The sequence below is a fragment of the Lentzea sp. NPDC020367 genome, assembly GCF_044387305.1.
Classification (GTDB): domain Bacteria; phylum Actinomycetota; class Actinomycetes; order Mycobacteriales; family Pseudonocardiaceae; genus Lentzea.
This window is the reverse complement of record NZ_JBIRVV010000001.1, coordinates 961,730-987,710: the sequence shown is the minus strand read 5'-3', so window position 1 is coordinate 987,710 and position 25,981 is coordinate 961,730. Positions and strand designations below refer to the sequence as shown.

29 protein-coding genes are annotated in these 25,981 nt (G+C 70.5%); 18 read left to right on the top strand and 11 right to left on the bottom strand.

Annotated elements, in window-relative coordinates; genetic code table 11:
• Window positions 1–65: 65 nt before the first annotated feature.
• Window positions 66–785 (top strand): TetR/AcrR family transcriptional regulator, encoded by a 720-nt coding sequence (locus ACH413_RS04420; RefSeq protein WP_360042769.1) that lies wholly within the window; start codon window positions 66–68, stop codon window positions 783–785.
• Here ACH413_RS04420 and ACH413_RS04415 read toward each other — a convergent pair.
• The 3 genes from ACH413_RS04415 to ACH413_RS04405 form a co-directional block, all read right to left on the bottom strand.
• Window positions 742–1,584, bottom strand: coding sequence for a type II CAAX endopeptidase family protein (locus ACH413_RS04415; RefSeq protein WP_360042771.1), 843 nt, complete (start codon window positions 1,582–1,584; stop codon window positions 742–744). The genes ACH413_RS04420 and ACH413_RS04415 overlap by 44 nt on opposite strands.
• Window positions 1,585–1,653: 69 nt before the next feature.
• On the bottom strand, window positions 1,654–2,598 hold the full coding sequence (locus ACH413_RS04410; RefSeq protein ID WP_360042773.1) for a hypothetical protein: 945 nt from the start codon (window positions 2,596–2,598) through the stop codon (window positions 1,654–1,656).
• A gap of 68 nt (window positions 2,599–2,666) precedes the next feature.
• Window positions 2,667–3,512: a helix-turn-helix transcriptional regulator gene (locus tag ACH413_RS04405; RefSeq protein WP_360042776.1), complete on the bottom strand. Its 846-nt coding sequence runs from the start codon at window positions 3,510–3,512 to the stop codon at window positions 2,667–2,669.
• A gap of 102 nt (window positions 3,513–3,614) precedes the next feature.
• On the opposite strand from ACH413_RS04405, the gene ACH413_RS04400 reads away from it, so the two are divergent.
• Window positions 3,615–4,112, top strand: a complete 498-nt coding sequence (locus ACH413_RS04400; protein ID WP_360042779.1) for an SRPBCC family protein — start codon at window positions 3,615–3,617, stop codon at window positions 4,110–4,112.
• Here ACH413_RS04400 and ACH413_RS04395 read toward each other — a convergent pair.
• Window positions 4,069–4,608, bottom strand: a complete 540-nt coding sequence (locus ACH413_RS04395) for a helix-turn-helix domain-containing protein (protein ID WP_360042782.1) — start codon at window positions 4,606–4,608, stop codon at window positions 4,069–4,071. The genes ACH413_RS04400 and ACH413_RS04395 overlap by 44 nt on opposite strands.
• Before the next feature lie 79 nt (window positions 4,609–4,687).
• On the opposite strand from ACH413_RS04395, the gene ACH413_RS04390 reads away from it, so the two are divergent.
• Window positions 4,688–5,587 carry an alpha/beta fold hydrolase gene (locus tag ACH413_RS04390; protein WP_360042785.1) on the top strand — a complete coding sequence of 300 codons (900 nt, stop codon included), beginning with the start codon at window positions 4,688–4,690 and terminating at the stop codon, window positions 5,585–5,587.
• Window positions 5,584–6,282 carry a hypothetical protein gene (locus ACH413_RS04385; protein WP_360042788.1) on the top strand — a complete coding sequence of 233 codons (699 nt, stop codon included), beginning with the start codon at window positions 5,584–5,586 and terminating at the stop codon, window positions 6,280–6,282. Before ACH413_RS04390 ends, ACH413_RS04385 begins: the two co-directional genes overlap by 4 nt.
• A gap of 14 nt (window positions 6,283–6,296) precedes the next feature.
• Here ACH413_RS04385 and ACH413_RS04380 read toward each other — a convergent pair whose 3' ends face one another.
• Complete coding sequence (locus tag ACH413_RS04380; protein WP_360042791.1) at window positions 6,297–6,923, bottom strand: helix-turn-helix domain-containing protein; 627 nt, start codon at window positions 6,921–6,923, stop codon at window positions 6,297–6,299.
• Between the two features lie 90 nt (window positions 6,924–7,013).
• Here ACH413_RS04380 and ACH413_RS04375 point away from each other — a divergent pair, with 90 nt between their 5' ends.
• Genes ACH413_RS04375 through ACH413_RS04365 form a run of 3 tightly spaced genes read left to right on the top strand, consistent with a single transcriptional unit; the run spans window position 7,014 to window position 11,041 of the window.
• Window positions 7,014–7,781 carry an SDR family oxidoreductase gene (locus tag ACH413_RS04375; RefSeq protein WP_360042794.1) on the top strand — a complete coding sequence of 256 codons (768 nt, stop codon included), beginning with the start codon at window positions 7,014–7,016 and terminating at the stop codon, window positions 7,779–7,781.
• Window positions 7,782–7,811: 30 nt separating this feature from the next.
• Window positions 7,812–9,605 carry an NAD(P)/FAD-dependent oxidoreductase gene (locus tag ACH413_RS04370; protein ID WP_360042797.1) on the top strand — a complete coding sequence of 598 codons (1,794 nt, stop codon included), beginning with the start codon at window positions 7,812–7,814 and terminating at the stop codon, window positions 9,603–9,605.
• On the top strand, window positions 9,602–11,041 hold the full coding sequence (locus ACH413_RS04365) for a hypothetical protein (protein ID WP_360042800.1): 1,440 nt from the start codon (window positions 9,602–9,604) through the stop codon (window positions 11,039–11,041). Before ACH413_RS04370 ends, ACH413_RS04365 begins: the two co-directional genes overlap by 4 nt.
• Here ACH413_RS04365 and ACH413_RS04360 read toward each other — a convergent pair.
• Window positions 11,025–11,804 carry an SDR family oxidoreductase gene (locus ACH413_RS04360; RefSeq protein ID WP_360042803.1) on the bottom strand — a complete coding sequence of 260 codons (780 nt, stop codon included), beginning with the start codon at window positions 11,802–11,804 and terminating at the stop codon, window positions 11,025–11,027. The genes ACH413_RS04365 and ACH413_RS04360 overlap by 17 nt on opposite strands.
• A 57-nt stretch (window positions 11,805–11,861) precedes the next feature.
• Between ACH413_RS04360 and ACH413_RS04355 the strand changes: the two genes are divergently transcribed.
• Window positions 11,862–12,422: a TetR/AcrR family transcriptional regulator gene (locus tag ACH413_RS04355; protein WP_360042806.1), complete on the top strand. Its 561-nt coding sequence runs from the start codon at window positions 11,862–11,864 to the stop codon at window positions 12,420–12,422.
• A gap of 2 nt (window positions 12,423–12,424) precedes the next feature.
• Here the strand turns inward: ACH413_RS04355 and ACH413_RS04350 are convergent, their stop codons facing one another.
• From ACH413_RS04350 to ACH413_RS04340, 3 genes are all read right to left on the bottom strand, one after another.
• Window positions 12,425–12,940, bottom strand: coding sequence for a hypothetical protein (locus ACH413_RS04350; RefSeq protein ID WP_360042809.1), 516 nt, complete (start codon window positions 12,938–12,940; stop codon window positions 12,425–12,427).
• The gene (locus ACH413_RS04345; protein WP_360042812.1) at window positions 12,930–13,787 is read right to left on the bottom strand and encodes a hypothetical protein; all 858 of its coding nucleotides are present in this window, start codon (window positions 13,785–13,787) and stop codon (window positions 12,930–12,932) included. The genes ACH413_RS04350 and ACH413_RS04345 overlap by 11 nt, the downstream gene beginning before the upstream one ends.
• 155 nt (window positions 13,788–13,942) lie before the next feature.
• On the bottom strand, window positions 13,943–14,128 hold the full coding sequence (locus ACH413_RS04340; RefSeq protein WP_319974135.1) for a hypothetical protein: 186 nt from the start codon (window positions 14,126–14,128) through the stop codon (window positions 13,943–13,945).
• 88 nt (window positions 14,129–14,216) lie between these two features.
• On the opposite strand from ACH413_RS04340, the gene ACH413_RS04335 reads away from it, so the two are divergent.
• Both ACH413_RS04335 and ACH413_RS04330 read left to right on the top strand, forming a co-directional pair.
• On the top strand, window positions 14,217–14,552 hold the full coding sequence (locus ACH413_RS04335; protein WP_360042815.1) for a helix-turn-helix domain-containing protein: 336 nt from the start codon (window positions 14,217–14,219) through the stop codon (window positions 14,550–14,552).
• A gap of 86 nt (window positions 14,553–14,638) precedes the next feature.
• A complete protein-coding gene (locus tag ACH413_RS04330; RefSeq protein ID WP_360042818.1) occupies window positions 14,639–15,631 on the top strand; it encodes a zinc-dependent alcohol dehydrogenase family protein in 993 nt (330 codons plus the stop codon).
• Here the strand turns inward: ACH413_RS04330 and ACH413_RS04325 are convergent.
• Together ACH413_RS04325 and treS are read right to left on the bottom strand one after the other, a co-directional pair.
• Entirely contained in the window at window positions 15,628–16,989 is a 1,362-nt protein-coding gene (locus ACH413_RS04325; RefSeq protein ID WP_360042821.1) for an aminoglycoside phosphotransferase, read from the bottom strand. The two genes, ACH413_RS04330 and ACH413_RS04325, sit on opposite strands and share 4 nt — an antisense overlap.
• A complete protein-coding gene (gene treS, locus ACH413_RS04320; RefSeq protein WP_360042824.1) occupies window positions 16,986–18,653 on the bottom strand; it encodes a maltose alpha-D-glucosyltransferase in 1,668 nt (555 codons plus the stop codon). The genes ACH413_RS04325 and treS overlap by 4 nt, the downstream gene beginning before the upstream one ends.
• A gap of 224 nt (window positions 18,654–18,877) precedes the next feature.
• Between treS and ACH413_RS04315 the strand changes: the two genes are divergently transcribed.
• The 8 genes from ACH413_RS04315 to ACH413_RS04280 all read left to right on the top strand — a co-directional run bounded on the left by ACH413_RS04315 (window position 18,878) and on the right by ACH413_RS04280 (window position 25,917).
• Window positions 18,878–19,654 (top strand): alpha/beta fold hydrolase, encoded by a 777-nt coding sequence (locus tag ACH413_RS04315; RefSeq protein ID WP_396424861.1) that lies wholly within the window; start codon window positions 18,878–18,880, stop codon window positions 19,652–19,654.
• Complete coding sequence (locus ACH413_RS04310) at window positions 19,651–20,829, top strand: SpoIIE family protein phosphatase (protein WP_360042829.1); 1,179 nt, start codon at window positions 19,651–19,653, stop codon at window positions 20,827–20,829. Before ACH413_RS04315 ends, ACH413_RS04310 begins: the two co-directional genes overlap by 4 nt.
• On the top strand, window positions 20,826–21,185 hold the full coding sequence (locus tag ACH413_RS04305) for an STAS domain-containing protein (protein ID WP_360042832.1): 360 nt from the start codon (window positions 20,826–20,828) through the stop codon (window positions 21,183–21,185). The genes ACH413_RS04310 and ACH413_RS04305 overlap by 4 nt, the downstream gene beginning before the upstream one ends.
• 310 nt (window positions 21,186–21,495) lie before the next feature.
• Window positions 21,496–22,173: a GAF and ANTAR domain-containing protein gene (locus ACH413_RS04300; protein WP_360042835.1), complete on the top strand. Its 678-nt coding sequence runs from the start codon at window positions 21,496–21,498 to the stop codon at window positions 22,171–22,173.
• A 72-nt stretch (window positions 22,174–22,245) separates the two neighbouring features.
• The gene (locus ACH413_RS04295) at window positions 22,246–23,013 is read left to right on the top strand and encodes a GAF and ANTAR domain-containing protein (RefSeq protein WP_360042838.1); all 768 of its coding nucleotides are present in this window, start codon (window positions 22,246–22,248) and stop codon (window positions 23,011–23,013) included.
• An 81-nt stretch (window positions 23,014–23,094) separates the two neighbouring features.
• Window positions 23,095–24,384, top strand: a complete 1,290-nt coding sequence (locus tag ACH413_RS04290; protein ID WP_360042841.1) for a glycosyltransferase — start codon at window positions 23,095–23,097, stop codon at window positions 24,382–24,384.
• A gap of 63 nt (window positions 24,385–24,447) precedes the next feature.
• Window positions 24,448–25,632, top strand: a complete 1,185-nt coding sequence (locus tag ACH413_RS04285) for a glycosyltransferase (RefSeq protein WP_360042844.1) — start codon at window positions 24,448–24,450, stop codon at window positions 25,630–25,632.
• Window positions 25,633–25,737: 105 nt separating this feature from the next.
• Complete coding sequence (locus ACH413_RS04280) at window positions 25,738–25,917, top strand: hypothetical protein (RefSeq protein WP_360042847.1); 180 nt, start codon at window positions 25,738–25,740, stop codon at window positions 25,915–25,917.
• The last annotated feature ends 64 nt before the right edge of the window (window positions 25,918–25,981 follow it).

Here is a 25,981-nt window from a genome sequence, read left to right as displayed (position 1 = left end):
GTGATTCGTTTTCACGCTACCACTGATTCGGATCGTTGGTATCAACTTCCTGATACCATCGATCCATGTCGGAGCCGACCACCACTGACACCCGGTCCGGGATCGTCGCCGCCGCGGCCCACCTGCTCCGCACGAGCGGCGCCAAGGCGGTCACCACCCGCGCGGTCGCGCAGGAGGCGGGCGTGCCGCCGCCGACGATCTTCCGGCTGTTCGGCGACAAGGACGGCCTCCTGGAGGCGGTCGCGGAGCACGTGCTGGCCGGCTACGTCGCCACGAAGGCGGCCAAGGCCGCCGGCGAGAACGGCGACCCGGTCGAGGACCTGCGGGCCGCCTGGCACGCCCACATCGCGTTCAACCTCGCCAACCCCGACGTGTTCCTGCTCCTCGTCGCGCCGGGGCGACTGCGGAACTCCTCCACCACCAGTGACGGCACCGAGGTGCTGCGGGCCCGAGTCGCACGGGTGGCGGCCGCGAGGTTGCTGAAGGTGTCCGAGGCGCGGGCGGTCGACATGATCCACGCCGCCGGCACCGGCGCGGTGTTCGCGCTGCTGGGGCAGCCGGAGGACCGCCGCGATCCGGACCTCGCCACCGCGTTGCTGGACGCGGTTCTCGGCGAGATCCTGACCTCGGCGTCCATCCGGCCCGACTCCGGGCCCATCGCACTCGCCGTGGCGCTGCAGGCCGCACTGCCTGACTTCCCAGCACTCAGCGAGGCCGAGCGCACTCTCCTGGCAGAGTGGCTCACCCGTGCTGTAGCCGAACTCCAGGACCGCCCACAGCGGTGACCGTCGCGTTGCGGCGCAGCGCGATCGCCGTCACCACAACGAGAAGCTGCACCGTGAGGACCACCGCCTGCGTCATCGGCGAGAAGGCGTTCAGCACGGCCGTCGTCGCGTTGACTCCGAAGTGGACGGCGACGGCCGCGGGAACACCACCGAGCTCGTAGGCGTAGCCGGTCAGCAGTGCCATCGGGAAGACGCTGAGCGTGAACAGCAACCCGCTCCAGCTCAGCAATCCGAAGCCCGCCTGCACGGTTCCGGTCATGAAGAACAACGGCAGGTGCCAGACCGCCCACGCCGCACCGAGAACCAGCCCGACGCGGAAGCGCCCCATCCTCGCCAGCAGGCGCGGGTAGGCCGTGCCGCGCCAGCCAGGCTCCTCGGCGAGCGGGCCACCGACGAGCATGCTGACGAGGAACGGCGCCGCACCGCCCGCTGTCGCGATCAGCGCCCGTCCCTCGTCCAGACTCAGCACCGGACCACCAAGTGCCTGCGCGAGCACCGTGCCGCCGGCCACCGTCGCGACCGCCAGCACCAGCAGAGGTAACGCCCACAGCAGCCGGGCGTTCAGCCGGAGCCTGACGGTGTGGGCGGGCACCGGCCCGCCACGCCGGCGAATCCTGACCGCGATCGCGCCGAACACGGGGCCGAAACCGCCGAGCAGGAACGGGATCACGGTCGGGAACGTCGTCGGCGGCTGCCCGAGCACGATGGCGACGAGCCAGAACCCCCACGTGGTGATGAAGGTGACCGCGAAGAACGTGGCGAGGCCACTCCCCCGGCCGGCCCGCGCGTTGTCGTTCATCCTCTGCTCCTCAGGTTCGATCGCTATCAGTTTCGAGAACATTATCAGACTTGATAGCGATGTCGACCCTCAGTGCCCGAGGCGGGCCAGCAGCAGGTTGGGGTCCGTCGCGGTGAGGTAGGCGGCGCTCGGCACGTAGACGGTCCGGCCGCGCACCGCGATCGAGGTCGGACCCTGCAGCCCGTCGGCTGCGGTCAGGACGACCTCGTGCGTGCCGTCGGACTTGACGAGCGCGACCTCGTTCACGGTGTCCAGCGCGGCGATGATCTCGTCGCCCCTTCCGGTGAACGCGAAGTCGTCGATGCCGGCGAGACCGGTGGCGGCGACCTGCACGGGACCAGCGCTTCCGTTGGCGCGCACCGGGATGCGCAGGATCGTGCCCTGATCCAGGTTGGTCACCCACACCGAGCCGTCGTGCAGCTTGAGGCCGTTCGCGCCGAGGAAGCCGGTCGGCTCGAGCTCCTGGCCGGACGCCCAGACGGTCGCGCCCCCGGTCGTCGGCACCTTCCACACGGCGCCGGTGGAGTCGGCGACGTAGAGGGTGCGGGTGCGCTGGTCCAGCGCGAGACCGTTGGGCAGGCTCCCGGCGGGCAACGGCGCGATGCGGCGCGGTGTCCCGCCCGGCCGCAGGCTCCAGACGCCGGTGAGGTCCGCGGTGCCGGTGGCGTAGAGGAAGTACAGGGTGCCGTCGGACGCCCGGTCGATGCCGACCGTCAACGGGAAGCCCAGCGCGGGAGTGTTGATCCCGCCGTCCGCGGGTGCGGGCAGCGTGGCCAGGATCCGGACCCCGCCACCCGGCGAGATCTCGGCGATCTGCCGGGCCTTGGCGAACGTCACGTACGCGGTTCCGCTGGGAGACAACACGATGCTCTCGGGCGTCTGCCCCTTGGCCAGGTCGAAGTGCTGGACGACCTGCGGAGCGCACAACGCGGCGGCGTGCGCCGGTGTGGCGGCGAAGGTGGTCGCGGCCAGGATCGCGGCGACGAACGCCTTGCGGACATGCTTCGCGGACATGGTTTCCTCACTGTTTTCGGGCATGCGGCAGCGCCGCACCCTTCTGATGTTGTTGCCGTGCGGGCGTTCTACGCCCGGATCAGGTGAGCGAGCAGGGACAGCGCGGCGTCCGACGGCGACCCCGGCGGGGCGGTCGCGACCACGACGCTCGGGCCAGGCCCGTTGCTCAGGGTCTGTTGCGTGACGACCAGCGGACCGACGAGGGGATGCCTCATCTCGTACACGGCCGTGGCGCAGGCTTTCACGCGGTGGTCGGCCCACATCGAGGCGAAGTCCGTGCTCCTCGCGCTCAGTTGCCCGACCAGTTCGTGCAGCGCGGCGTCGTCGGGATGCTGCCCCGTCATCAGGCGCAGGTTCCCGACCACCGCCTTGGCCTTGCTCTGCCAGTCCGCGTACAGCTCACGGGTGTGCGCGTCCAGGAACACGAGCTGGGCCATGTTCGGGCGTTCTGCCACCCGGTCCACCGCGGTGAAGTCCAGGTGGCCCGCGAACAAGGCGTGTCCCAGCCTGTTCCAGGCCAGCACCTCGCTGCGTCGGCCGAGCACGATCGCGGGAACGTCCGCCAGTGCGTGGAGCAACTGGACGGTCGCCTCCGGCACCCGTTCGGGAGCGGGGCGGCGTGCCCTGCGGGCCTTCGCCGGCTTCGCCAAGGTGTGCAGGTGCTGCCGTTCCGCGTCGTCCAACTGCAGAGCGGTGGCGAGCGCGTCCAGCACCTCGGGTGAGGCGCTGAGGGAGTGTCCCTGTTCGAGCCTCGTGTAGTAGGAGACGCTCACGCCGGCCAGCTGCGCCAGTTCCTCCCGGCGCAGACCTTGCACGCGTCGCCGTTCGCCGTAGGTCGGGACGCCGACGTTCTCCGGGCGAAGCTGCGATCGCCTCGTCTGGAGGAAGTCCCTGAACTGCGCGGTTCCGCTCATGGTTTCGAGTATGGGCTGCGATCAGGAGCGTTACCTGTCCCAGCCAGGGATACGCAGAGCCGGGAGTGGTCCACTCGCGGGACACCCGCTGAAGTGGGTTCCATGAGCACAGTCACCGAGCTGGACCCGTCCGATTTCACCTTCACGCGCCGCACGTGGATCGACGCCGATCCAGGCGACGTCTACGGCCTCGTGAGCGATGTGTCCGCGATCAGCCGCTGGAGTCCCAACGCGAGCGACGTCGCGTTCGACGAGGGCTCCGGACCCGAGGCCGGCGCGTGGTTCAGCGGCCGCAACCGCAGGGACGGCAAGGAGTGGACCACCCGGTCGCAGGTGGTGAAAGCCGAGCCGGGAGCCGTTTTTGCCTTCGTGGTCGACGGCATCGTGGAGTGGAGCTGGACGTTCGAGGCGCACGACCGCGGCACCGTGGCGGAGCAGTCGTGGCGGTTGCTGCGCATGGATCCGGTGCTCGGCAGCACTCGCGCGGACGTGGAAGCGTTGCGCGACTACATGGCGGCCAGCGCCGAGACCACGCTCGCCGCGCTCGCCGACTGGGTCACTCGGAACCCTTCGGCTCGTCGGGCACCACGACGAGACTGACGACCCGCCGCCTGCGTCCGCCGTCCCGCGCCCCGCCCATCCGCGACAGGACCGCGTGCTGGATCTCCGCGTTCATCGCGGCGAACTCCTCGTCGGTCAGCCAGACCGCGGCCTGCTGGTAGAGCACGCCGTCCGCGTGCGGATCGGCGCCGTCGTGGGCGAGATAGCGGTCGAAGTCGCCCATCAGCGAGGCGGCGAACGTCGAGTACGACCGCAGGTGGTCCTCGCGGGTCATCGCGGCGCGCGCGTCCTGGTCGACCGAGGCCTCCTCCTTGCGCACCCGATAGCTGCGCTCGACCGTGCCGCGGACACGGCGTTCGTCCGCCACTTCGAGCACGCCGCCCTCCGCGAGGACCGCGATGTGCCGGTACATGGTGGCCGGCGCGATGTCGGGCAGGCGTTCCCTCAACTGGGCCGTGGTCAGCGGATCAGTCTCGAACAACGCCTGCAGGATGCGCATCCGCACGGGATGCAGGAGGAGGTCCGCGGTCGCCATGTCCCCATCTTCTCACATACGGTAATGTTCTCAGAGTCGAGAATATTCGTGGCGCTGAGAGACATGCGGAGCTGGGACTTTGCAGAACTTGGACCTGACGATCAACGCGAGTGACGACACGCCGTTAGCGGGCACGCTCTCCCTGCCCGACGGCGCCGGACCCCACCCGGCCGTTCTGCTGCTGCACGGTTCCGGGCGGCTCGACCGCGACGGCAACGCGGGGCGGCTCAAGCAGAACCTCGGTCCGGCGCTGGCCGAATCGCTCGCCCGGCAGGGCATCGCGTCCCTGCGTTACGACCGGCGCGGTGTCGGGGCCTCCTCCGGCGACTGGCTGGCGACCGGGTTCGCCGACAACCGGGACGACGCCGCGGCGGCACTCGACGCGCTCGCGGCGCGCCCGGACATCGGGAGCGTCGGCGTCGTCGGCCACAGCGAAGGCGCGCTGCACGCCATGGCGCTCGGCTCGCGTCCCGGGGTCGCGGCCGTGGTGCTGCTGGCAGGGTTCGCGCGCTCGGGCGAGGACGCGATGCGCTGGCAGGCCGAGGCCGTCGCCCGCGGTCTTCCCGCACCGCTGCGGCCGCTGGCCAGGATGGCCGTCCGGCGGGTGATCCGGCTCAAGCCGCCAGGCCCGGACGTCGTCCGCGTCGCCGGGAAGCCCGTGAACGCCCGGTGGACGCGCGAGATGCTGGGCCACGACACGAGGTCCGACCTCACGCGCATCCGCGTTCCGGTGCTGGCCGTGACCGGCGAGAAGGACATCCAGGTCGATCCCGACGACCTGCAGCAGATTCACGCTCTCGTCCAGGGCGCGGCGGAGGTGCGGCGGGTGCCCGACCTGACCCATCTGCTCCGCCGCGACCCCGGCCGTCCGTCGATCCTCTTCTACCCCAGGCAGTTGCGCCGGCCGGTGGACGACGAACTCGTCAGGACCACGACGGCCTGGCTCGCCCGCACCCTCGAAGGAACCGGACAGGAATGACCGCGCACGAACAGTTCCGCGTCAAAGCACTGGGACACGGGTTCTCCGAGTCCGAAGTGGAGCGGTGGGCACCGCTCGTCCGCCCGTGCGGGGTGCACCGCGAAGGCGGACAGCGCGTGGGCCACTTCGGCGGGCCGATCCTGGTTCCCGAGGAGGTCGGCGAGCGCTGGTTCCCGTTGGTCGCGACGATCGACTGCGCCGCCGTGCCAGCGGAGGTGACAGACCTCCCGCTGCCGTCCGACGGGCAGTTGTTGTTCTTCGGGTATCCGGAGGAGGACGGCATGGGAGACGTCGTGCACGTGCCGTCGGGTGCGGCGGTGCAGGAGCGGGCGTTGCATCCCGACATCGGGTACGACGAGGACTTCCCCGAGATCTACCAGGAACTCCAGCGCGGCGACATCCACCTCGTGCCCGGCCTGTCCCTGCCGTTCACCGACGACACGAAGGCCGCGGCCGAGGCTCTCGCGGAGGGGTGGGGCGCCCCCGCGTCGCGGCTCCTGTTCGGCGGGTGCGGCACCGAGTTCGACGGCCGTCCGCCCGATCGGGCGACCGACACCGAGCACCGGGTGCTGCTGGCCGAGCTCAACATGTACCGCCCTGGCGGTGGCGCGACCATGTTCTGGGCGATCCACCGCGACGACCTGGCCGCACAGCGCTTCGAGAAGGCCCAGTTCGTCGTGCACTGGAACCCCTGATCCCGCAGGAACACCTACGCCGGTAGTCCTCGCGCGGCGATCGTCAGAGCCTCGGCGGTCGCCGCCGCGAGGGACGCCGGCGTCTCGGCGTTGAACGCGTGGTGCTCCACGGCCACCCGCAACGCCCCGTTGATCATCGCCGCCTGGATCGCGGTGGCCAGGTCGGGCTCTGCCAGCCCCGCGCGGTGGGCGAGCGCCTCGGCGAAGGCCGGTTCCGCCTCCCGGTGCGCCTCCAGCCAGACCGCCCGCAGGCCCGGATCGGTCCTGGTCAGCCGGACCAGGTTCAGCATCTCGCCCGCCGCCGCGGGCGTCTCGACGTGGGCGGACGCGAGCGTGCTGACCAACTCGGCCACGCCCTGGTCACCGCGCCACGACCGCAACCGCGCCGCGGTCTGCTCGATCCCGCTGGCCAGCAGCGGCATGACACAGCTCTCCTTGCTCGGGAAGTAGCGCCACAGCGTGCGCGCGGAGATGCCCGCCTGCGCCGCGATCTCCTCGACGGACGTGTCCGCGACCCCCTTGGCCAGGAAGAGGCGGACGGCCGCGCGCGCGACCTCCAGCCTGGTCTCCGCCTTGCGCCGTTCGGTCAGCGGCGGGCGTCCGGTCCGCTCCGCCGCGCGGGTCTGCTGATGGCCGGTCATGCCACCTCCGTCCTGTGTGCTCCACATCCTACTTTTTGTCTTTCAGCGACATAGTGGCGCAGCGTGCCAATAAGTCGGTACGGTGATCACATGACCACAACCAGTGACCTGGACGGCAGCAGCGTCGTCGTGACCGGCGCCGGATCGGGCATCGGACGGGCAGCAGCCCGTCAGTTCGCCCAGTTGGGCGCGAAAGTGGTGGTGGCCGACGTCAACGGCGACGCCGCCAAGACCGTGGCCGAGGAGATCACGGCGAGCGGTGGCACCGCGGTGGCCGTGGCGGGTGACCTGACCGATGCCGCCGTGGTGGACGAGGTGGTCACGACGGCGGTGAGCGCGTTCGGCGGCCTGGACGTGCTGGTGTGCAACGCCGGGATCATGGACTCGATGACGGCGGCGGCCGACGTCTCCGACGAGGAGTGGGATCGCCTCCTCGCCGTCAACCTGACCTCGCCGTTCCGGCTCACCCGCGCCGCGTTGCCGCACCTGCTCGCCAACGGCAGGGGCGCCATCGTCTACACCGCGTCGGAGGCGGCCCTGCGCGGCAGCGCCGCCGGACTCGCTTACACGGCAGCGAAAACGGGGCTCGTCGGGCTCATGCGCTCGGTCGCGGTCATGTACCGCGAGTCGGGTGTCCGAGCCAACGCCATCGCGCCCGGCGGCACGGCGACGGGCATCTCCACCTCCCCCGACCCCGCCGGGCACGGACCCCGGGTCGTCGGGCGGTACATGCCGAACGTCGGCCGAATCGCGGAGGCCGAGGAACAGGCCGCCGCGATCGTCTTCCTCGCCTCCGCAGCCGCCTCCAACATCACCGGCGTCGTCCTCCCGGTCGACAACGGCTGGTCCGCGGTCTGACGACCACTTCTTCAGCGAAAGGCTCTTTCTGTGCTGTCCGTTTCCGAAGACCTCGGCTTCGACCCGCACGAACTGCGCGCCAGGTACCGGGCCGAGCGGGAGCGCCGCATCCGCCCCGACGGCGCCGCGCAGTACCGCGACGCCTCCGGCGAGTTCGGCTACTACGCCGAGGACCCGCACGGCGATCCGCACTTCACCCGCGAACCCTTGCAGGACACCGTGGAGGTGATCGTCATCGGTGGCGGGCTCGGCGGCCTGCTCGCCGGCGCCCGACTGCGGCAGGCCGGGGCCGGCTCCATCCGGGTGATCGAGAAGGGCGGCGACTTCGGCGGTACCTGGTACTGGAACCGCTATCCCGGAATCCACTGCGACATCGAGTCCTACATCTACCTGCCGCTGCTGGACGAGCTCGGCTACGTCCCCGAGTGGAAGTACTCGCCCGGCGAGGAGATCCGCCTGCACGCCCGCGCCATCGGCGAGCACTTCGACCTCTACCGCGACGCGTGCTTCCAGACCGCCGTCACGGAACTGCGGTGGGACGAGGACGCGGCCGAGTGGATCGTGTCCACCGACCGCGGCGACCGGATGCGGGCGCGGTACGTCGTGATGTCCAACGGCACCCTGGACCGGCCCAAGCTGCCCGGCATCCCCGGCGTGGAGACCTTCACGGGCCACACCTTCCACACCAGCCGCTGGGACTACGGCTACACCGGCGGCGACGCGAACGGGAACCTCACCGGACTGGCCGGCAAGCGCGTCGCCCTGATCGGCACCGGCGCGACCGCGATCCAGGTCGTGCCCCACCTCGGCCGCGACGCCGGGCAGCTGTACGTCTTCCAGCGCACGCCGTCCACTGTGGACTACCGGGGCAACCGGCCGACCGACGACGACTGGGCCGCGTCGCTGACACCGGGCTGGCAACGCGACAGGATGGAGAACTTCCTCGACATCCTCAGCGGCGGCCAGACCGACGAGGACCACGTCGGAGACGCGTGGACATCCAGCGCCCAGCTGTTGCGGAAGATGACCCAGGGCCAGGCGCACGAGTCGCTGACGCCGGAGGAACGCGAGCGCGTCGAGGAGCTCCTCGACTTCCGCAAGATGAACGAGGTCCGTGCCCGCGTCGACGGCATCGTGGCGGATCCGGACACGGCCGAACTGCTCAAGCCGTGGTACCGGTACGCGTGCAAGCGGCCGACGTTCAGCGACGAGTACCTCCAGACCTTCAACCGCCCCAACGTCACCCTGGTCGACACCGCGGACCACGGCGGCGTCGAACGCGTCACGGAGAACGCGATCGTGGTCGGCGACCGCGAGTACGAGGTGGACTGCATCATCTTCGCGACCGGGTTCCAGGTCGGCATGTCGGACCTGGTCACCGGCCGCCTGCCGGTGTACGGCCGCGACGGCGCCCACCTGCTGCAGAGCTGGAGCCGCGGCCCGCGGACGTTGCACGGCTTCTACAGCAACGGTTTCCCCAACCTGTTCACCATGGGCGCGCTGCAGAACGCCGCCTCGGTGAACTTCACGCACGTCCTGGACGAGCAGGCGAGCCACATCGCGGCCGTCGTCGAGGAGGCCGGCAAGCGCGGCGCGCGGTGGGTCGAGCCGAGCGCCGAGTCCGTGGACGCCTGGGTGTCGGCTCTCGGCGCCAACGCGGAGGAGCTCTACCGGTTCCACCTCGAATGCACGCCCGGCTACTACAACAACGAGGGGAAACCTCAGCCGCGCAACGGTTACGGCGCGGGTGCCAGCGCGTTCCACGCCCTGCTCAGGGACTGGCGGGCGAACGACATCGACGACGTCATGGTGATGGGCGGATGAGCCCGTTCCGCGGTACCAACGGCATCGCGTTCGGCCCGGACGGCCGGCTCCACGTCGCCGAGTACCTCAGCGGGCGCATCAGCGCCGTCGATCTCAGCACCGGCGAGATCGAGGTGATCGTGCCGGTCGACAGCGTCGTCCAGTCACCCGACGACCTGGCCTTCGGCGCGGACGGCTCGATGTACATCGCCGACCTGGTGCCCGGCCGGGTGTGGCGCCGCGCCCCGCGCGGCGAGTACACGCTGGTCAGCGACGAGGTGAAGGTGCCGAACGGCATCACGTGCGTGGGAGACCGGCTGTTCGTCAACGAGATGCGTCCCGGCGGCCGGCTGCTCGAACTGTTCCCGGACGGTGGCGAGCCCGTCGTGCTCGCCACCGGTCTGGCCATGGGCAACGCGATGCAGGCAGGCCCCGACGGGCACCTGTACTACCCGCACATGCTCACCGGTGAGGTACACCGGATCTCACCCGACGGCGGCGCACCCGAACTCGTCGCCGACGGCCTGCACACCCCGGTCGCGGTCCGCTTCGACCGCGAAGGCGCGCTGCTCATCCTGTCCGCCGGCGCCGAGGGCGAGATCACGCGCATCTCCCCCACCGGGCAACGGGAACTCCTCACCACCGGGGTGTTCGGGCTCGACAACGCCGCGGTGGACGACGACAACCGGGTGTACGTCTCCAGTTTCGCCGGCGGCGGCATCGCCGAGGTCCACCCGGACGGCCGGATCCGGCAGATCGTGCCGCAAGGCCTGGTCGGGCCTTACGGCATCACGGTCGACTCCGGCGGCGTCGTCCACGCGGCGGACCACTATCGCGTGGCCGGCGAACGGGCGGTCAGCTTCACGCACGGCGTGGCCGCCGATCAGGACCGGCTGCACACGACCTCGCAGTACGGCGAGGTGCGCACGGACGGGAAGGTGCGCGCCAAGAATCTGCGCTGTCCGCTCGGTCTCGCGGTGCGCGACGACGGCGTGCTCGTGGTCGCGGAGACGGGCGCCGGGCGGATCATCGCGATCGACGCCGACGACACGATCACCGTGCTGGCGGAGGGTTTCCGCGAGCCGATGGACGTGGCGTTCGACGCCGAGCAGCGTTGCTACGTCAGCGACGAGCAGGGCGTGCACCGCGTCGACGGACAGCCCGTGCTGATCGCCGGAGGTCTGGCGGCACCGCAGGGTCTGGCCGTCCGAGGCGACGAGCTGTTCGTCGTGGAGGCCGGTCGGCGGCGGCTGCTGGCGATCGACCTGACCACCGGCGAGATCAGGACTGAGGCCGAGGATCTCGCCCTCAGTCCACTGGAGACGGTTCCGCGCGCTTTGTTCGTGCACGGAATGCCGGGGTGCCCGCGTGGTTTCGCCGGGCTCGCCCTCGCACCGGACGGCACGCTGCACGTGTCCGGCGACGGCGCTGTTCTCCAGGTCAGATCACTGATTTGATCGTGCCGCCGTCGACCCTGATCGTCGCGCCGCTGACGTAGTCCCCGTACGGGCTCGCCAGGTAGGCCACGGCGCCGGCGATCTCCTCCGGACGACCGAAGCGGCCGATGTCGTTGGGCACGAAGTCCCTGGCGGCGTTGCGTTCGATGTCCTCCCACCGCTCGCCCCAGCCGTTCGCCGGCGCGTGACCGGTCAGCCACTCGCGAACCGAGTCGACCATGATCGCGCCCGGTGAGACCACGTTCGAGGTCACACCGGTCTCCTTGAGCTCACGGGCCAGGGAGACGGCGAGGCTGTGGCGGGCGGCCAGGGTGGCGCTGTAGTGGGGCTGGACCGGGATCGGCTGGGAGCCGAGGCCGCCGCCGATCTGGATCACCCGGCCCCAGCCGCGGGCGCGCATGCCGGGGACGAAGCGCTGGATCATCCGCACCGCGGAGACCACGTTGGTCTCGTAGATGTCCCGCCACACGTCCGGGGTCGAGTCCTGCCAGCTCTCGTGGCCGTAGACGCCGGCGTTGTTCACCAGCACGTCGATCTCGCCGGCGGCCTCGGCGACCGCGTCGGCCCCGGCGTCGGTCGCGAGGTCGCCGATCGCCACCGCCGCGGCGCCGATGTCCGCCGCGACGGCCTTGGCGCGGACCTCGTCGCGTCCGTGCACGACGACCTCCGCTCCCTCCGCGGCCAGCAGCCGTGCGATCGCTTCGCCCAGCCCCGAGCTCGAGCCCGTGACCAGGGCACGCTTGCCCTTCAGGTTCAGTTCCACTGCGTCTCCACCAAGTCTACAGTCGTATACTTACGAGGTAAGTCTACACTCGTATACATGACGACGACACATCGCCGGGACGCGTCCGCCACTCGTTCGGCGATCCTGCGAGCGGGCATCGAGGGCTTCACCCGGCACGGCTTCGACGGGATCGGCGTCCGCGAGATCGCCCAGGCAGCCGGGGTCAGCGCGATGCTGGTGAACCGCTACTTCGGTTCCAAGGAAGGGCTGTTCGCCGAGGTCGCCGAGGTGTCCATGACCGACCGCACGGTGCTCGGCGGCGACCCGGCGACCCTGGCCCGCGACATCGCCGCCGCGCTGGTCCGCCGCACGGCACCGGCCGCGGACGACCTGTCGCCGTTCCTGCTGATGCTGCGCTCGGCCGCCAACCCGCGGGCCGCCGAGATCCTGCGCGAGAACATCGAACGGCACGTCGAGGCGCACCTGCACGAGGTCGCGCCGGAGACCCGCGGCACCGACCGCGCCGCGGTGGCGCTGTCGGTGATCGCGGGATTCTGGTTGCTGCGCAAGGTGATCGGCAGCACCGCGTTGAACGGGACGGACGAGGAGCAGCTCGAGGCCACCCTGCGGCAGCTCTTCGAGCTCCTGCTGCCCTGACGTCAGCCGAGAAGCCGCACGAGGTGCACTGTCCGGTCGCGAGACCACGACTCGCGCGCACCGCCGTGGAAGTCCACCTCGACGTCCTCGCCGATCGTCACGGCCGCGACCTGACCGACGGGTCCGATCGTGCCGTACAGGCGGACGTTGTCGCCGGGCACCAGCTCGTCCGCCGTCGTGGTGCCGATGTTGCGCGCCGGGGACGCGGGCTTCAGCCGGGTGGTGAACAGCCACCACGCCCCGCCGCACACCACGGGCACCGCGAGCACGAGGACCCCGGCGGCGACGGGTTGCGCACGCACCAACGCGGCCGCGACGACCACGGCTCCCAGCAGGCCGACCACCGCGGCGACGAGCGCCGAGCTCACGGGGTGGTCGCCGACCTGGAGCCAGCCCGTCGTGCGCACCCAGCCGCCGGGCGTCAGGCCACGCGGGGTACGGCCGTCGGCGAGGCCGGGCCCCGTCTCGGCGGCGGGAGCGGCCTTGCTGAAGAGGTCGACGTCGTCGTCAGTCTCCACGGCGCCACCTCAGCTGGTTCTTGCCGTTGCGGGAACAGACGATCTCGTAGCCGTCCTTGGTCGTCCTGCGCGCGCCCTCGATGAGGCAGAACTTGCCCAGCCTGGAGTCGTCCCACTGCTCGTCCGGCGCCGAGGTGGTCGTGGGCGGCGGCGGAGGAGGTGGCGGAGGCGTGGAGGTCTCCGTCGTGGTCGTGACCGTTGTCGTCGTGGTCGGACTCGGCACGGAGGACGACGGAGGCGTGCTGGACGCACTCGTCACCGCGCCGGGAGCACAACCGGCCGCCCAGAGTCCGAGGCGCCCCAGCCGGGCACCGGACTCGTCGGGCGCCAGCTCGCCGCGGGCCGCGAGATCGGCCTGCACCACGCCGCCGCTCACCACGGTCTGCGCGTAGTCCGTGCCGTCCGGCAGCTCCACGTCGACCAGGATCCGATCGGACGCGTCGTCCCTCCTCACCACGAGACGCACGTCCTTGCCGCGCAACAGGTCCTGGGCGGTGGCGCGGGACTCCGCCACCCAGCAGCCCGCCGCCGGTCGCAACCCGGCGACGCGAGCGCGCACGACGCGTCCGGTGATGGGCTCCGCACCCTCGAAAAGATCCACTTCGGTCACTTCGCGCACGGTCACCTGGATCGAGTCGCCGCGGAACCCGCTCGCTTCAAGTCCGGCGTTCCCGCGTTCCCGGGAAAGGGCGTCGCCACTGAACGCCACCGCGCCCGTGGCGGCGAGCACGGTGACGACACCGAAACATCCGATCGCGAGCCTCGCGGGCTGGCTGGTGCGCCACCAGAATCGGCGGACGATCCCCGCGGCCGCCCCGTGAGCGGCGGATTCAGCTGTGCTGGGCAATGGCGGTCCCCGGCTTGATGAAGGTCGGACGATCCATGACACAAACGGCTGTTCTGTCTTTGACTAAATACGCGTCACCGACCAGATCGTTCATTCACAGATCGGCATTACCGTTCACAGGGAGCCGGGGGCTGTGATTGATGGCGCACGCTCTGTCACTTCTTCTTCGGCCAGGGAATCAGCATCATGACGCCGGCGCTGGCGCACAGCAGCCCGATCGTCGTCCAGAGCTGCTGCCCCGTCATGAAGCTGCCCTTCAGATAACCCAGCCCCTGCGCGGTCCACACCCCGCCGACCAGCAGCAACACGATTCCGAGCCCGACCAGCAGTTTTCTGCTCATGGACGGGAGGCTACCGGCGAGTCCGGGACCACTGAAGGTTCGATGACGGTCGTACTATGAACGACATCGAAGTCGTGAGGAGTTCACCGTGGCACGTCCCCGCACCACCCCGCGGACCGTGGAGCACCCCGAGCTGTCCGAGGTCACGTTGCAGCAGGCCCTGGAGGCGCTGGCGGACCCGGTCCGGCGGATGGTCGTGTGCCAGCTGACGCAGGCGGGCGGCGAGAAGGGCTGCGGCACGTTCGACACGCCGGTGTCGGACTCGACGCTCACCCACCACTTCAACGTCCTGCGCGAGGCGGGCGTGATCCGGCAGCACTACCGGGGCACGACGAAGCTGAACTCGTTGCGCACGGAGGAGATGGAGGCCCGCTTCCCCGGCCTGCTGCCGGCCGTGGTGACCGCGGCGGACGCCGAGGCATAACTTCGATGCGCGTCAAAGTTTGACGGCCATCAAAGTTTGGGGCAGGGTGGGCGGCACTGCTTCCCGACCCCTGAGGACGGCTCACCATGGCCAGGCACGTGCAGTTCGACCGGCTCGGCGGTCCCGAGGTGCTGACGCTCCGCGACGTCGAGGTGGGCGATCCCGGCACCGGTGAGGTGCGGATCCGCGTGGACGCGATCGGCCTGAACCGGGCCGAGATCATGTTCCGCGAGGGCGTCTACTACGAACAGCCGGTCTTCCCCGCCACGCTCGGCTACGAGGCCGCGGGCGTGGTCGAGGCAGTCGGCGAGGACGTGTCGCACGTCGCCGAGGGCGACCCGATCGCCGTGGTGCCGGCGTTCTCACTGACCAGGTACGGCACCTACGGCGACCACGTGATCGTGCCCGCCTCCGCCGTGTTCCCCCGCCCGGCGAACATCGGCGCGGTGCAGGCCGCGGCCGTGTGGATGGCCTACATCACCGCGTACGGACCACTTTTCGAGTCCGGCGAGGTCCGCCCCGGCGACCACGTGCTGCTCAGCGCCGCCGCGAGCAGCGTCGGCCAGGCCGCCGTCCAGATCGCCCGCCACATCGGCGCCGTCCCGATCGCCACCACCCGCGACGCCTCGAAGCGGCAGCGACTCCTGGACGCGGGCGCGGCCCACGTCGTCGTCACCGGCGACGAGGACCTGCCCACCCGCGTCAAGGAGATCACCGGCGGCGAGGGCGTCCGCCTGGCGTTCGACCCGATCGCGGGACCCGGCGTCGAGACCATCGCCCAGGCCATCGCTCCCGGCGGCCACCTGGTGGTCTACGGCGCGCTCGACCCGCGCCCCACTCCCCTGCCGAACGCGAGCAGCTACCCGCAGCTGACCAGCCGCGCGTACTCGATGCACTCGATCAGCAGGGACCCCAAACGCCTGCGCCGCGCCGTCGCGTTCATCAACGCGGGGCTCGCGACCGGCTCGTTCACGCCGGCCGTGGACCGGACGTTCGATCTTGCCGAGATCGCCGACGCCCACCGCTACATGGAGGCGAGCAGCCACATCGGCAAGATCGTCGTCACCGTCACCCACTAGACCAGCCAGGCCGGCTCTCCGGTCACCACCTCCGCGATCGCGGACAGCGGAATGACCGTCCACTCCGGACGGAACCGGTGCTCGTGCCGCACCTCCAGCACCGCCCGGTCCAGTTCGACGGCGGTCAGCAGCGCGCCGTCGGGCCGCAGGTCCGGCGCCAGCTCGGCGTACCCGTCGCAGAACGCCTTCCGGTTGCGCTCCAGCCATCGCGCGGCACTCGGCAGCAACGTGGCGACGTCCTCCGCGCCGACCAGCAGCTGTGCCGCCGCGTAGTGCAGCGACCGCAGGACGGTGGCCACGTCGTGCTCGGCCGGGCGGGGCCGCGCGCGTTCCGCCGCGGTGCCGTTCGGGTCGCCCTCGAAGTCGACGAGCACCCACGTGCGCGGCGACCGCAGCACCTGGCCCAGGTGCAGGTCGCCGTGCACCCGTTGCAGCCGAACGGGTTCGGCGGTCGCCAGCACCGCGTCGAACCGGGCGCGCAGGCCCGCCTCGAACGGTGCCAGCGCGGGAACCTCGGCCAGCGCGGCGTCCAGGCGGCGGTGCAGGGCCGCGGCGAACTCGACCTCCTCGTCCGGTCCGGCGATCTGCTCGCCGAGCGTCTCGCGCAGGTCGGCGTGCACGCGGGCGACGGCCCGGCCCAGCCGGTGCGCCTCCGCGGCGAAGTCGCCGCCCGCGTCCTGCGGATCCGCGCCGGGGCCTGCCAGGAAGTCCCGGACGCTGGCGGTGGCCATCGGCCAGCCGAGGGCGCCGAGCGGCACGAACTCGTGCAGCACCGCGAAGGTCGTGCGCACTCCGTCCAGTTCGGACTCCAGCGCGCCCAGCGGCGGTGCGATGTGCGGGTCGTCGATCTCGTGCAGTGCGTTGTGCAGCACCAGTTCCGGGTTGTCGCCGGGCACCAGCTCGCGGAAGAACTTCAGCACGTGCCGCTGGCCGTAGACGATCGAGAAGTTGCGCTGCGGCCCCGGGAACGGTCGTCCGACCGGTGCGGCGGTGTACCTGGGCGGCAGCGCGCCGCGGAACCGCAGCTCCTCCACCTCCGAGGGCTTCTCGAAGTGGTCGAGCAGCACTGCCGTCAGCTCCGGGTCGTACACCGCCTCGTACACCTGGCGCTTCCCGGCGGTGCCGATCCGGGCGTGCACCAGGCGTTCGGGCAGCTCGTCCCGCAGGCCCAGCAGCAGCTGGTACCGGCGCCCGTCGGCCGCGAGCACGACGTGGACCAGCGCGGGATCACCGTCGCGCAGGACCGTCACGCGTTCGCACACCACCGGCGCGCGGCCGCGGAACCACGGCTGCGCGTGCAGCCAGCGGTCCAGCTGTTCGGGGGCCGGGACGACCTCGACGGCCTCGCTCGTCGTCACTTCTTGTCGCCGCCTTCCACGTCGGAGCTCAGCTGGAACCAGTAGAAACCGTGGCCGGGCAGGGTCAGCTGGTACGGCAGCTCCCCGACCGCGGGGAACGCCACCCCGCCGGTGAGTTCCAACGGCACCGTGCCGGCGTGCTCGGACAGGTCGAGCTCGACGGGCTGCGGGAAGCGCGAGAGGTTGTTGACGCACAGCACCACGTCGGCGCCGAGCGTGCGGCGGTACGCGAGCACCGTGGGGTTGGACGCCCCGAGCTCGGTGAAGTCGCCGTGACCGAACGCGCGGTGCTGCTTGCGCACCTCGATCATCCGGCGGGTCCAGTTCAGCAGCGACGACTGGTTGCGGGTCTGCGCCTCGACGTTGAGGCCCTGGTAGCCGTAGACCGGATCCATGATCACCGGCAGGTAGATCCGTCCCGGGTCGCACGACGAGAAGCCCGCGTTGCGGTCCGGGGTCCACTGCATCGGCGTGCGCACGGCGTCGCGGTCCTGCAGCCAGATGTTGTCGCCCATGCCGATCTCGTCGCCGTAGTACAGAACCGGCGAACCCGGCAACGACAGCAACATGGCGGTGAACAGCTCGTGCTGGTTGCGGTCGTTCTCCAGCAACGGCGCCAGACGACGGCGGATGCCGATGTTCGCCTTCATCCGCGGGTCCTTGGCGTACTCCGAGTACATGTAGTCGCGCTCTTCGTCGCTGACCATCTCGAGCGTGAGCTCGTCGTGGTTGCGCAGGAAGATGCCCCACTGGGCGTTCTCGGGGATGGCCGGCGTCTGCGCCAGGATCTCCGAGATCGGGAACCGCGACTCCCGCCGCACCGCCATGAAGATCCGCGGCATCAACGGGAAGTGGAACGCCATGTGGCACTCGTCGCCGCCGACGGCCTGATCACCGAAGTACTCGACCACGTCCGACGGCCACTGGTTCGCCTCGGCCAGCAACACCCGGCCGGGGAACTCGTCGTCGACGACCTTGCGGCACTTGCGCAGGAAGTCGTGGGTCTCTGGCAGGTTCTCGCAGTTCGTGCCCTCGCGCTCGAACAGGTACGGCACGGCGTCGAGGCGGAACCCGTCGATGCCGAGGTCGAGCCAGAAGCGCAGGATGTCGAGCATCGCGTCCTGGACGGCGGGGTTGTCGAAGTTGAGGTCCGGCTGGTGGCTGAAGAAGCGGTGCCAGAAGAACTGCCCGCGCACCGGGTCGTACGTCCAGTTCGACGACTCCGTGTCGACGAAGATGATCCGCGCGTCGCTGTAACGCGAGTCGTCGTCGCTCCACACGTAGTAGTCGCCGAAGGGGCCCGTCGGGTCCTGCCGCGACTGCTGGAACCACGGATGCGCGTCGGACGTGTGGTTGAGCACCAGGTCCGTGATCACCCGGATACCGCGCCGGTGCGCCTCCTCCAGCAGATAGGAGAAGTCTTCGACCGTGCCGAACTCCGGCAGCACCGCCCGGAAGTCGCTGATGTCGTACCCGCCGTCGCGCAACGGCGACGCGTAGAACGGCGGCAGCCACAGGCAGTCGACACCCAGCCACTGGAGGTAGTCCAGTTTGGACGCGAGCCCGCGGAGATCGCCGGTGCCGTCTCCGTTGGAGTCGCTGAACGCCCGGACCAGAACCTCGTAGAAGACCGCGCCCTTGAACCAGTTCGCCTCGTGCTCCATGGCACCTCTCGCTCGCACGTAGTGGGAATTGCGGCAGAGTGCGGCACAGCGGGCGCCAAGATCAAATCGTTCACCTGACCGTGTGAACGCCCGAATCTCGGCGTCTGCCAACGACTTTCACCGGATCAGGTGAGCCGCGGCCGCGAACCGTTCGGCGCAGGCTCGGCGCAGGACCCGCATCGGGGTGACAGGATGCGCACATGGACGCGCGGCGGAGGAACAACGTGACCGTCATCGGTCGCGAGGACGGTCCGACCGTGTTGCTCGCGCACGGGTTCGGCTGCGACCAGAACCTGTGGAGGCTGGTGGCGCCGAAGCTCGCCGAACGGTTCCGCGTCGTGCTGTTCGACCACGTCGGCTCCGGCAGGTCCGACACGGCGGCGTGGTCGCCGCAGCGCTACTCCACCCTCGACGGCTACGCCGAGGACGTGCTGGACATCTGCGCCGAGCTCGACCTGCGCGACGTCGTGCTGGTGGGGCACTCGGTCAGCGCGATGATCGCCGTGCTCGCCGCCCGCCGCGAACCCGCGCGGTTCGCCAAGCTCGTGCTGCTGACCCCGTCGCCCTGCTACCTCGACGACGGCGACTACCGCGGCGGGTTCTCCCGCGCCGACATCGACGAGCTGCTCGACTCGCTGGAGTCCAACTACCTCGGCTGGTCCGCGGCGATGGCGCCGGTCATCGCCGGCAACCCGGACCGTCCCGAGGTCGCCGGGGAGCTGGAGGCATCCTTCTGCCGCACCGATCCGGCGATCGCGCGGGTGTTCGCGCGCACCACGTTCCTCTCCGACAACCGCGCGGACCTCGCGGGCGTCACCGTTCCCACCGCGGTCGTGCAGTGCTCGGCGGACGCGATCGCGCCTCCGGAGGTCGGCCAGTTCGTGCACGACCAGATCAGGGGCAGCGTCCTGGTGACGCTGGACGCGACCGGGCACTGCCCGCAGCTGAGCGACCCGGAGCAGACCGCGGCGGCGATCGCCGGGTTCGCGGGCGTCCGGTGAGCAGCCGGGCCGACGACACCTTCGCGGACCTCTACGAGCGCGCGCCGTGCGGCTACCTGTCCACGTCGATGGACGGGACCATCGCCAAGGTCAACGAAACACTGCTGGGATGGCTCGGCGTCGGGCGCGACGACCTGGTCGGACGGCGCCGGTTCGCCGACCTGCTCACCGTCGGCGGCCGCATCTACCACGAGACGCACTTCGCGCCGATGCTGCGCATGCACGGTGAGGCCGGCGGCATCGCGCTGGAACTGGTGCGCGCCGACGGCACCCGGTTGCCGGTGCTGGTGAGCTCGACCGTCAAGACAGGCACGAGTGGCGCCGCCGAGCTGATCCGCACCACCGTCTTCGACGCCAGCCAGCGCCGTTCCTACGAAAAGGAGCTGCTGCGCGCCCTGCAGGTGGCCGAGCAGGAACGCGATCGGGTGCAGCTGCTGGCCAAGACGTTGCAACGCACCCTGCTGCCGCCCTCGTTGCCGGACATCCCCGGCATGGACGTCGCGGCCTACTACCACCCGGCCTCGGCCGACGAGGTCGGCGGCGACTTCTACGACCTCTTCCCGCTGGCCGACGGCACCTGGGCGTTCTTCCTCGGCGACGTGTCCGGCAAGGGCGCGGAAGCAGCCGTGGTCACGTCGCTGGTCCGCTACACGCTGCGCGCCGCCGCTGTGTACGACCCGCATCCCGTGGCCGTGTTGAAGCACCTCAACACGGTGCTCATCCAGGAACAGATCAGCACCACGCCACGCTTCTGCACCGCCATCCACGGCCTGCTGGAACCGGCCGGCGGCGGCGCCAGGATCACGCTCGCCAGCGGTGGGCACCCGCCCGCTCTGCTGATCCGCCACCACGGCACCGCCGAGCTGCTCTCCACCCTCGGCGGCCAGCTGATCGGCGCGCTGGACGACGCGCGGTTCGTCGAGCTCCAGGTGGACCTGCGGCCAGGCGACACGCTGCTGCTCTACTCCGACGGCCTCACCGAGGCCAGGACCCACGGCCGCGTCCGCTACGACGAGGAGTACCTGCGCGACTTCGCCGCCGCCCTCGGCACCAGCAGCGCGACCGAGACCGTGGCCGCCGTGTCCGGGTTGCTCGCCGGCTTCGGCGACGGCGTGGACGACGACACCGCGCTGCTCGCGCTGAGCGTCCGCCTCGACGAGGAAGGCCAGTCATGACCGCGTTCACCGTCGTCACCCACGACACCCCTGCCGGACCGGTGCTCGAACTGGCGGGAGACCTCGACGTCGCCACCGCTCCCCTGGCGCTGCGGGCGGTCGAGGCCCTCGCACCGCGAGCAGGCCAGCAGGTCGTCGTCGACCTGACCGGACTGCGGTTCTGCGACTCCACCGGCATCTCCACCCTGATCGCCGCCCACAACCGGGCGCACGCGGCCGACGCGGGCATCGCGCTGGCGGGCGTGCCCCGGCACCTCACCCGCACCCTGGCGCTCGTCGGGCTGGACGGCTTCTTCGTCACCCACGCCACCGCCGTGCAGGCGCAGGCCTCCTGGCCGCAGTCGCCTGGCGCCTGAGCGGAACTCGGCCCCTCGACGGGCATCGGCCCGTCCGGGACAATCGTCACTTCGTGTGGTTCCCACACTTCAACGGAGGCTGAACGGCGGCCCGCGGGGTGCGAGCCGTAAGCTGGTCGGGTTGATCCTGATGCGGTCACGCAAGGCGTACGCCCAGACCTCGCTACGTCCAGGAACGACTGGGTTCAGTCGACGTGGTGGAGGAATTCTGTGCCAGCCGTGGATGATCGGCCGTTTCCCGGTGGTGTGACCACCGGTGTCCGTACCTGATGGACCTCGTCAGGCGTTGAGTCACGCACGAGCGACGGTGATGGCCGCGGTTCGTGACAGCGAGAGCAAACTCGACACTCTGGCGCGGGTCATTCGCGCGTGTGTGGACGTGCTGCCGGTCGACGGCGCCTCCATCTCCGTGATGAGCGGTCCGCGCGAGCGGGAGACGCTGTACGCCAGCGACGAGATCGCGGCGCAGATCGAGGACGTGCAGTTCAGCCTGGGCGAAGGCCCCTGTTTCGAGGCGTTCTCCACGCGAAGACCTGTGCTGGTTCCCGACCTGCCCCAGGCATCGGCCGTGGAATGGCCGATGTTCGCCACGGCGATCGCCGCGCTGCCCATCGGCGCGATCTTCGCGTTCCCGTTGCAGGCGGGCGCGATCGGCATCGGCGCGGTCGATCTGTACCGCCGTCAGCCGGGCTGGTTGTCGGGCGACGAACTCGCCGTCGCGCTGGAGGTCGTCGACCTGGTGACCGCGGTGCTGCTCGGGCTGCTGCTGGGAGAGTCCGGTGACGCCGACGGCTTTCAGGGTGTGCTGTCGCCAGGCCGAGAACAGGTGCACCAGGCGACCGGCATGCTCATCGCGGCGTTCGACATCTCCGCGGAGGAGGCTTTGGCCCGGCTGCGCGGGTACGCCTTCGTCACGGACCGATCGCTGGACGACGTGGCCAAGGACATGGTGAACCGCAAGCTGTCCCCGCTGGAACTGGGCAAATGACCGCGCACGAGGTGTCGATGGCGACCCGCAGCGGTCAGCACTACCGTCGGACGAACATGACAGGAGCAGGACATGAGCGGTAGCGCACCTTCCAGAACGGAGCGAGAATCCCGGCTGCTCCAGGCTTTCGTGCAGTTGGCGGACACCCTCGTCGACGACTACGACGTGGTGGACGTGCTGCACCGGCTGGTCGATCACTGCGTTCAGCTGCTGGACGCGACGGCCGCCGGGTTGATGCTCTCCGACCAGCGCGGCGGCCTGCGGGTCGTCGCCTACTCCTCCGACCAGACGCGGATGCTCGAACTGTCCCAGCTCCAGGCGAGCGAGGGTCCCTGCCTGGAATGCGTGCACACCGGCGAGCCGGTGCTGGTCGCGGATCTGAAGACCACCACGGAGCGCTGGCCCCGGTTCGCGCCGCTCGCCATCGAGGAGGGTTTCGCCTCCGTGCACGCGGTGCCGATGAGGTTGCGCCGCGAGACCATCGGCGCGTTGAACCTGTTCCGCCGTGAGACCGGTTTGCTGGGCGACGAGGACCTGATGGTCGTGCGCGCCCTGGCGGACACCGCCACGATCGGGATCCTGCAGGAGCGGGCGATCCGGCGCGGCGAGATCGTCACCGAGCAGCTGCAGACGGCGCTGAACAGCCGGGTCGTCATCGAACAGGCCAAGGGCGTGCTCGCGTTCGCCGGCAACCTGGAGATGGAGAAGGCTTTCCAGGCGTTGCGCGAGTACTCGCGCAACCGCGGTCGCCGCCTGGCCGACGTCGCGCGGGAACTCGTTCTCGGAGAGCTTCGCCCGGACGACCTGCTCACCTCTTCGCCGCGCCCCACCGAGGCGTGACCTTGGTAGCCTGAACCCGCTGGCAGATGCAGCAACCGCCCGGACCCCGCGGTCTCGTCACCTCGTCGTGAGGAGATCACCGTGGCCGGCGGTATCGAGCCAATCGCGTTCAGGCGGATGACGATCGCGCTCGTCTCCGAGCACGCCAGCCCACTGACCCCGCCCGGCGCGTTCGGCGCCGGAAGCCAGAACCTCCACGTGGCGGGGCTCGCGACGGCGTTGTCCGCGCTCGGCCACCAGGTGGTCGTCTACACGCGGCGCGACCATCCCCACCTTCCGCAGCGCGTGCGGGCCGCCGACGGCTACGACGTGGTGCACGTGCCTGCCGGGCCCGCCACGAAGCTGAACGGGGAGGAGGTCCTCGCCTACATCGGGGACTTCGTCGGATTCCTGAAGCTCACCTGGAAAACACGACAACCCGACGTCGTGCACTCCCACGGCTGGTTGTCCGGTATCGCGGCCGTGCTCAGCGCACGGAACGTCTCGGTGCCGGTGGTGCAGACGTATCACTCGGTGGGCAGCGTGCCATTGCCCGACCGCCGGTCGAACGGTCCGGCGTCGACCAAACGGCTGGCCGTGGAACGTCTGGTCGGTCACGAGGTCGCCCGAGTGGTCGCGCTCTGTTCGACTGAAGCACGTGCCGTGCTGGGAATGGGAATAGACCGGGCGAAGCTCGCCGTGGTGCCCAGAGGCGTCGACCTCGACCTGTTCACCCCGGGACGGGAACCGGTGCACCGGCTGCGCCCGCGCAAGATCGTCTCGGTCGGCCGGCTGCTGCCGCGCAAGGGATTCGACGCCGTGATCCGCGCCCTGTCCACAATGGATGGAGCAGAACTGGTGATCGCCGGGTGTGGCGCCCAGGGTGACGTCTACGGCGATCCGGAGGCGAGGCGTCTGCTGACGCTGGCCCGGTCGATGGGAATCGGAGACCGGGTGGTGTTCGCCGGCCATGTGCCGTACGCCGAGTTGCCCGATCTGCTGCGGTCCGCGGACGTGGTGGCGTGCACTCCGAGACACCAGTCGTCCGGCAGTGTGGCACTGGAAGCGATGGCGTGCGGCGTACCGGTCGTCGCCACCGCGGTCGGTGGTCTCATCGACGCCGTGGTGGACGGGCTGACGGGAGTGCTGGTCCCGCAGGGAAAACCGGACGCGATCGGCAAGGCGCTGAGAGCGTTGTTCGCCGACAGCACACGCCGGGACCTGCTCAGCGTCGGCGGGCACGACCGTGCGCACGCGCGGTACTCGTGGCAACGCGCCGCCACCGACCTGACGCGGAACTACGCCGCGGCGACGGGCCCGCGACCGTCCTTTGCGGACGGACGTACCGCCACGCGAGGTAACGCCCTCGCTCCGCAGCGCGACAGCCGGTAGCCTGAACCCGTTCAACCGCCCGGCCCCCGCGGACTCGTCACCTCGCTGTGAGGAGATCCACCGATGGGCAGGATCGCGCTGGTGTCCGAGCACGCCAGCCCGCTGACAGCACCCGGTCAGCTCGACGCGGGAAGCCAGAACGTCTACGTCGCCGCTCTGTCGGGCGCGCTGTGCGGTCTCGGCCACGAGGTCGTCGTCTACACCCGGCGCACCGCGACGCGGGTCCCGAGCCGGGTGCGCACCCAGGCCGGTTATGAAGTGGTCCACGTGCATTCCGGCCCGTCGAGAAAGCTCGCCGAGGACGAGTCCACCGCCCGCGTCACGGACTTCGCCCGGTTCCTCAGCGCCGACTGGAACACGAAGCGGCCCGATGTCGTGCACGCGCAAGGCTGGCTGTCCGGGATAACGGCGGTGCTGGGAGCCCGCGACCGGCAGGTGCCGGTGGTGCAGACGTTCCACACGCTGGACGCCCACGGGAGCCTGGCGGTCGAGCGGCTGCTCGGCCAGGAGGTGGCACGGGTGGTGGCCACCCACTCGGACGAGGCGGACGACGTGCTCAGGATGGGGATCTGCGGTTCGAAGGTGTCCGTGATTCCCCACGGTGTCGACTTGAAGCTGTTCAACCCACGCGGTGCGATCGCGCCACGCGACCGCGCACGCCGCGTCGTGACGGTCGGCCAGTTGGCTCCGCACCAGGGATTCGACGACCTGATCCGCGCTCTGTCCACTGTGGAGAACACCGAGCTGGTGATCGTCGGCGGATCCGCGAACGGGCGGTTGCGCGGCGACCCGGAGGCGAGACGGCTGCGGACGCTGGCCCGTGCCCGCGGCGTCGCGGACCGGGTCACGTTCACCGGCCCGCTGCGCCAGTCCGAGCTGCCCGCCCTGCTGCGGTCGGCCGACGTCGTGGCGTGCACGCCGTGGCACGGCTCGTTCGGCGTCACCGCGCTCGAAGCCATGGCCTGCGGTGTGCCGGTGGTGGTGACGGCCGTGGGAGGCCTGGTCGACGCCGTGGTCGACGAGCAGACCGGCGTGCGGGTTCCGCCGCAGGACCCGCAGGCGATCGCCGAGGCGTTGAGGGCGCTGCTCCGCAACGCCACCCGGCGAAAATCGCTCGGTGCCGCGGGGCAGGAGAAGATTCGCGCGCGATACTCCTGGGATCGCGTCGCCGCCGAACTGGTGCGGGTCTACGCCGATGTCATCCGGCCGTCACCTGACGCAACCGGCGCGCGCGAACCGTGGGCGTAGTGTGAGGATTCCGAGGGTACTTCGCGCATCCGCGACCGAGCAGGTGCCTCCTCCGGAGCTTCACAACCCCGCCCGGCTCGTCCGGACGGAGGCGGGAGAACCGAGATGATCTCGGGTCCCATCAGCACGGGCGTCGACCTCACCCCACCCCGCGGCCCGCGGATGACGAGAAAGCCGGACGCCCTGTCCGGCGGACGGCTCACCGGCGGCTGGCGTCCCCTGGCGACCGACCCCGCCACCACCGTTCCCGCGCTGAACCCGCCGACCTGGCGAACGCGGCCGTGACACAGCACGGCTGACCGCCATCCCAAGACAGTCCTCTGTGGACTTCTGCTCGGCAGCCGACCCG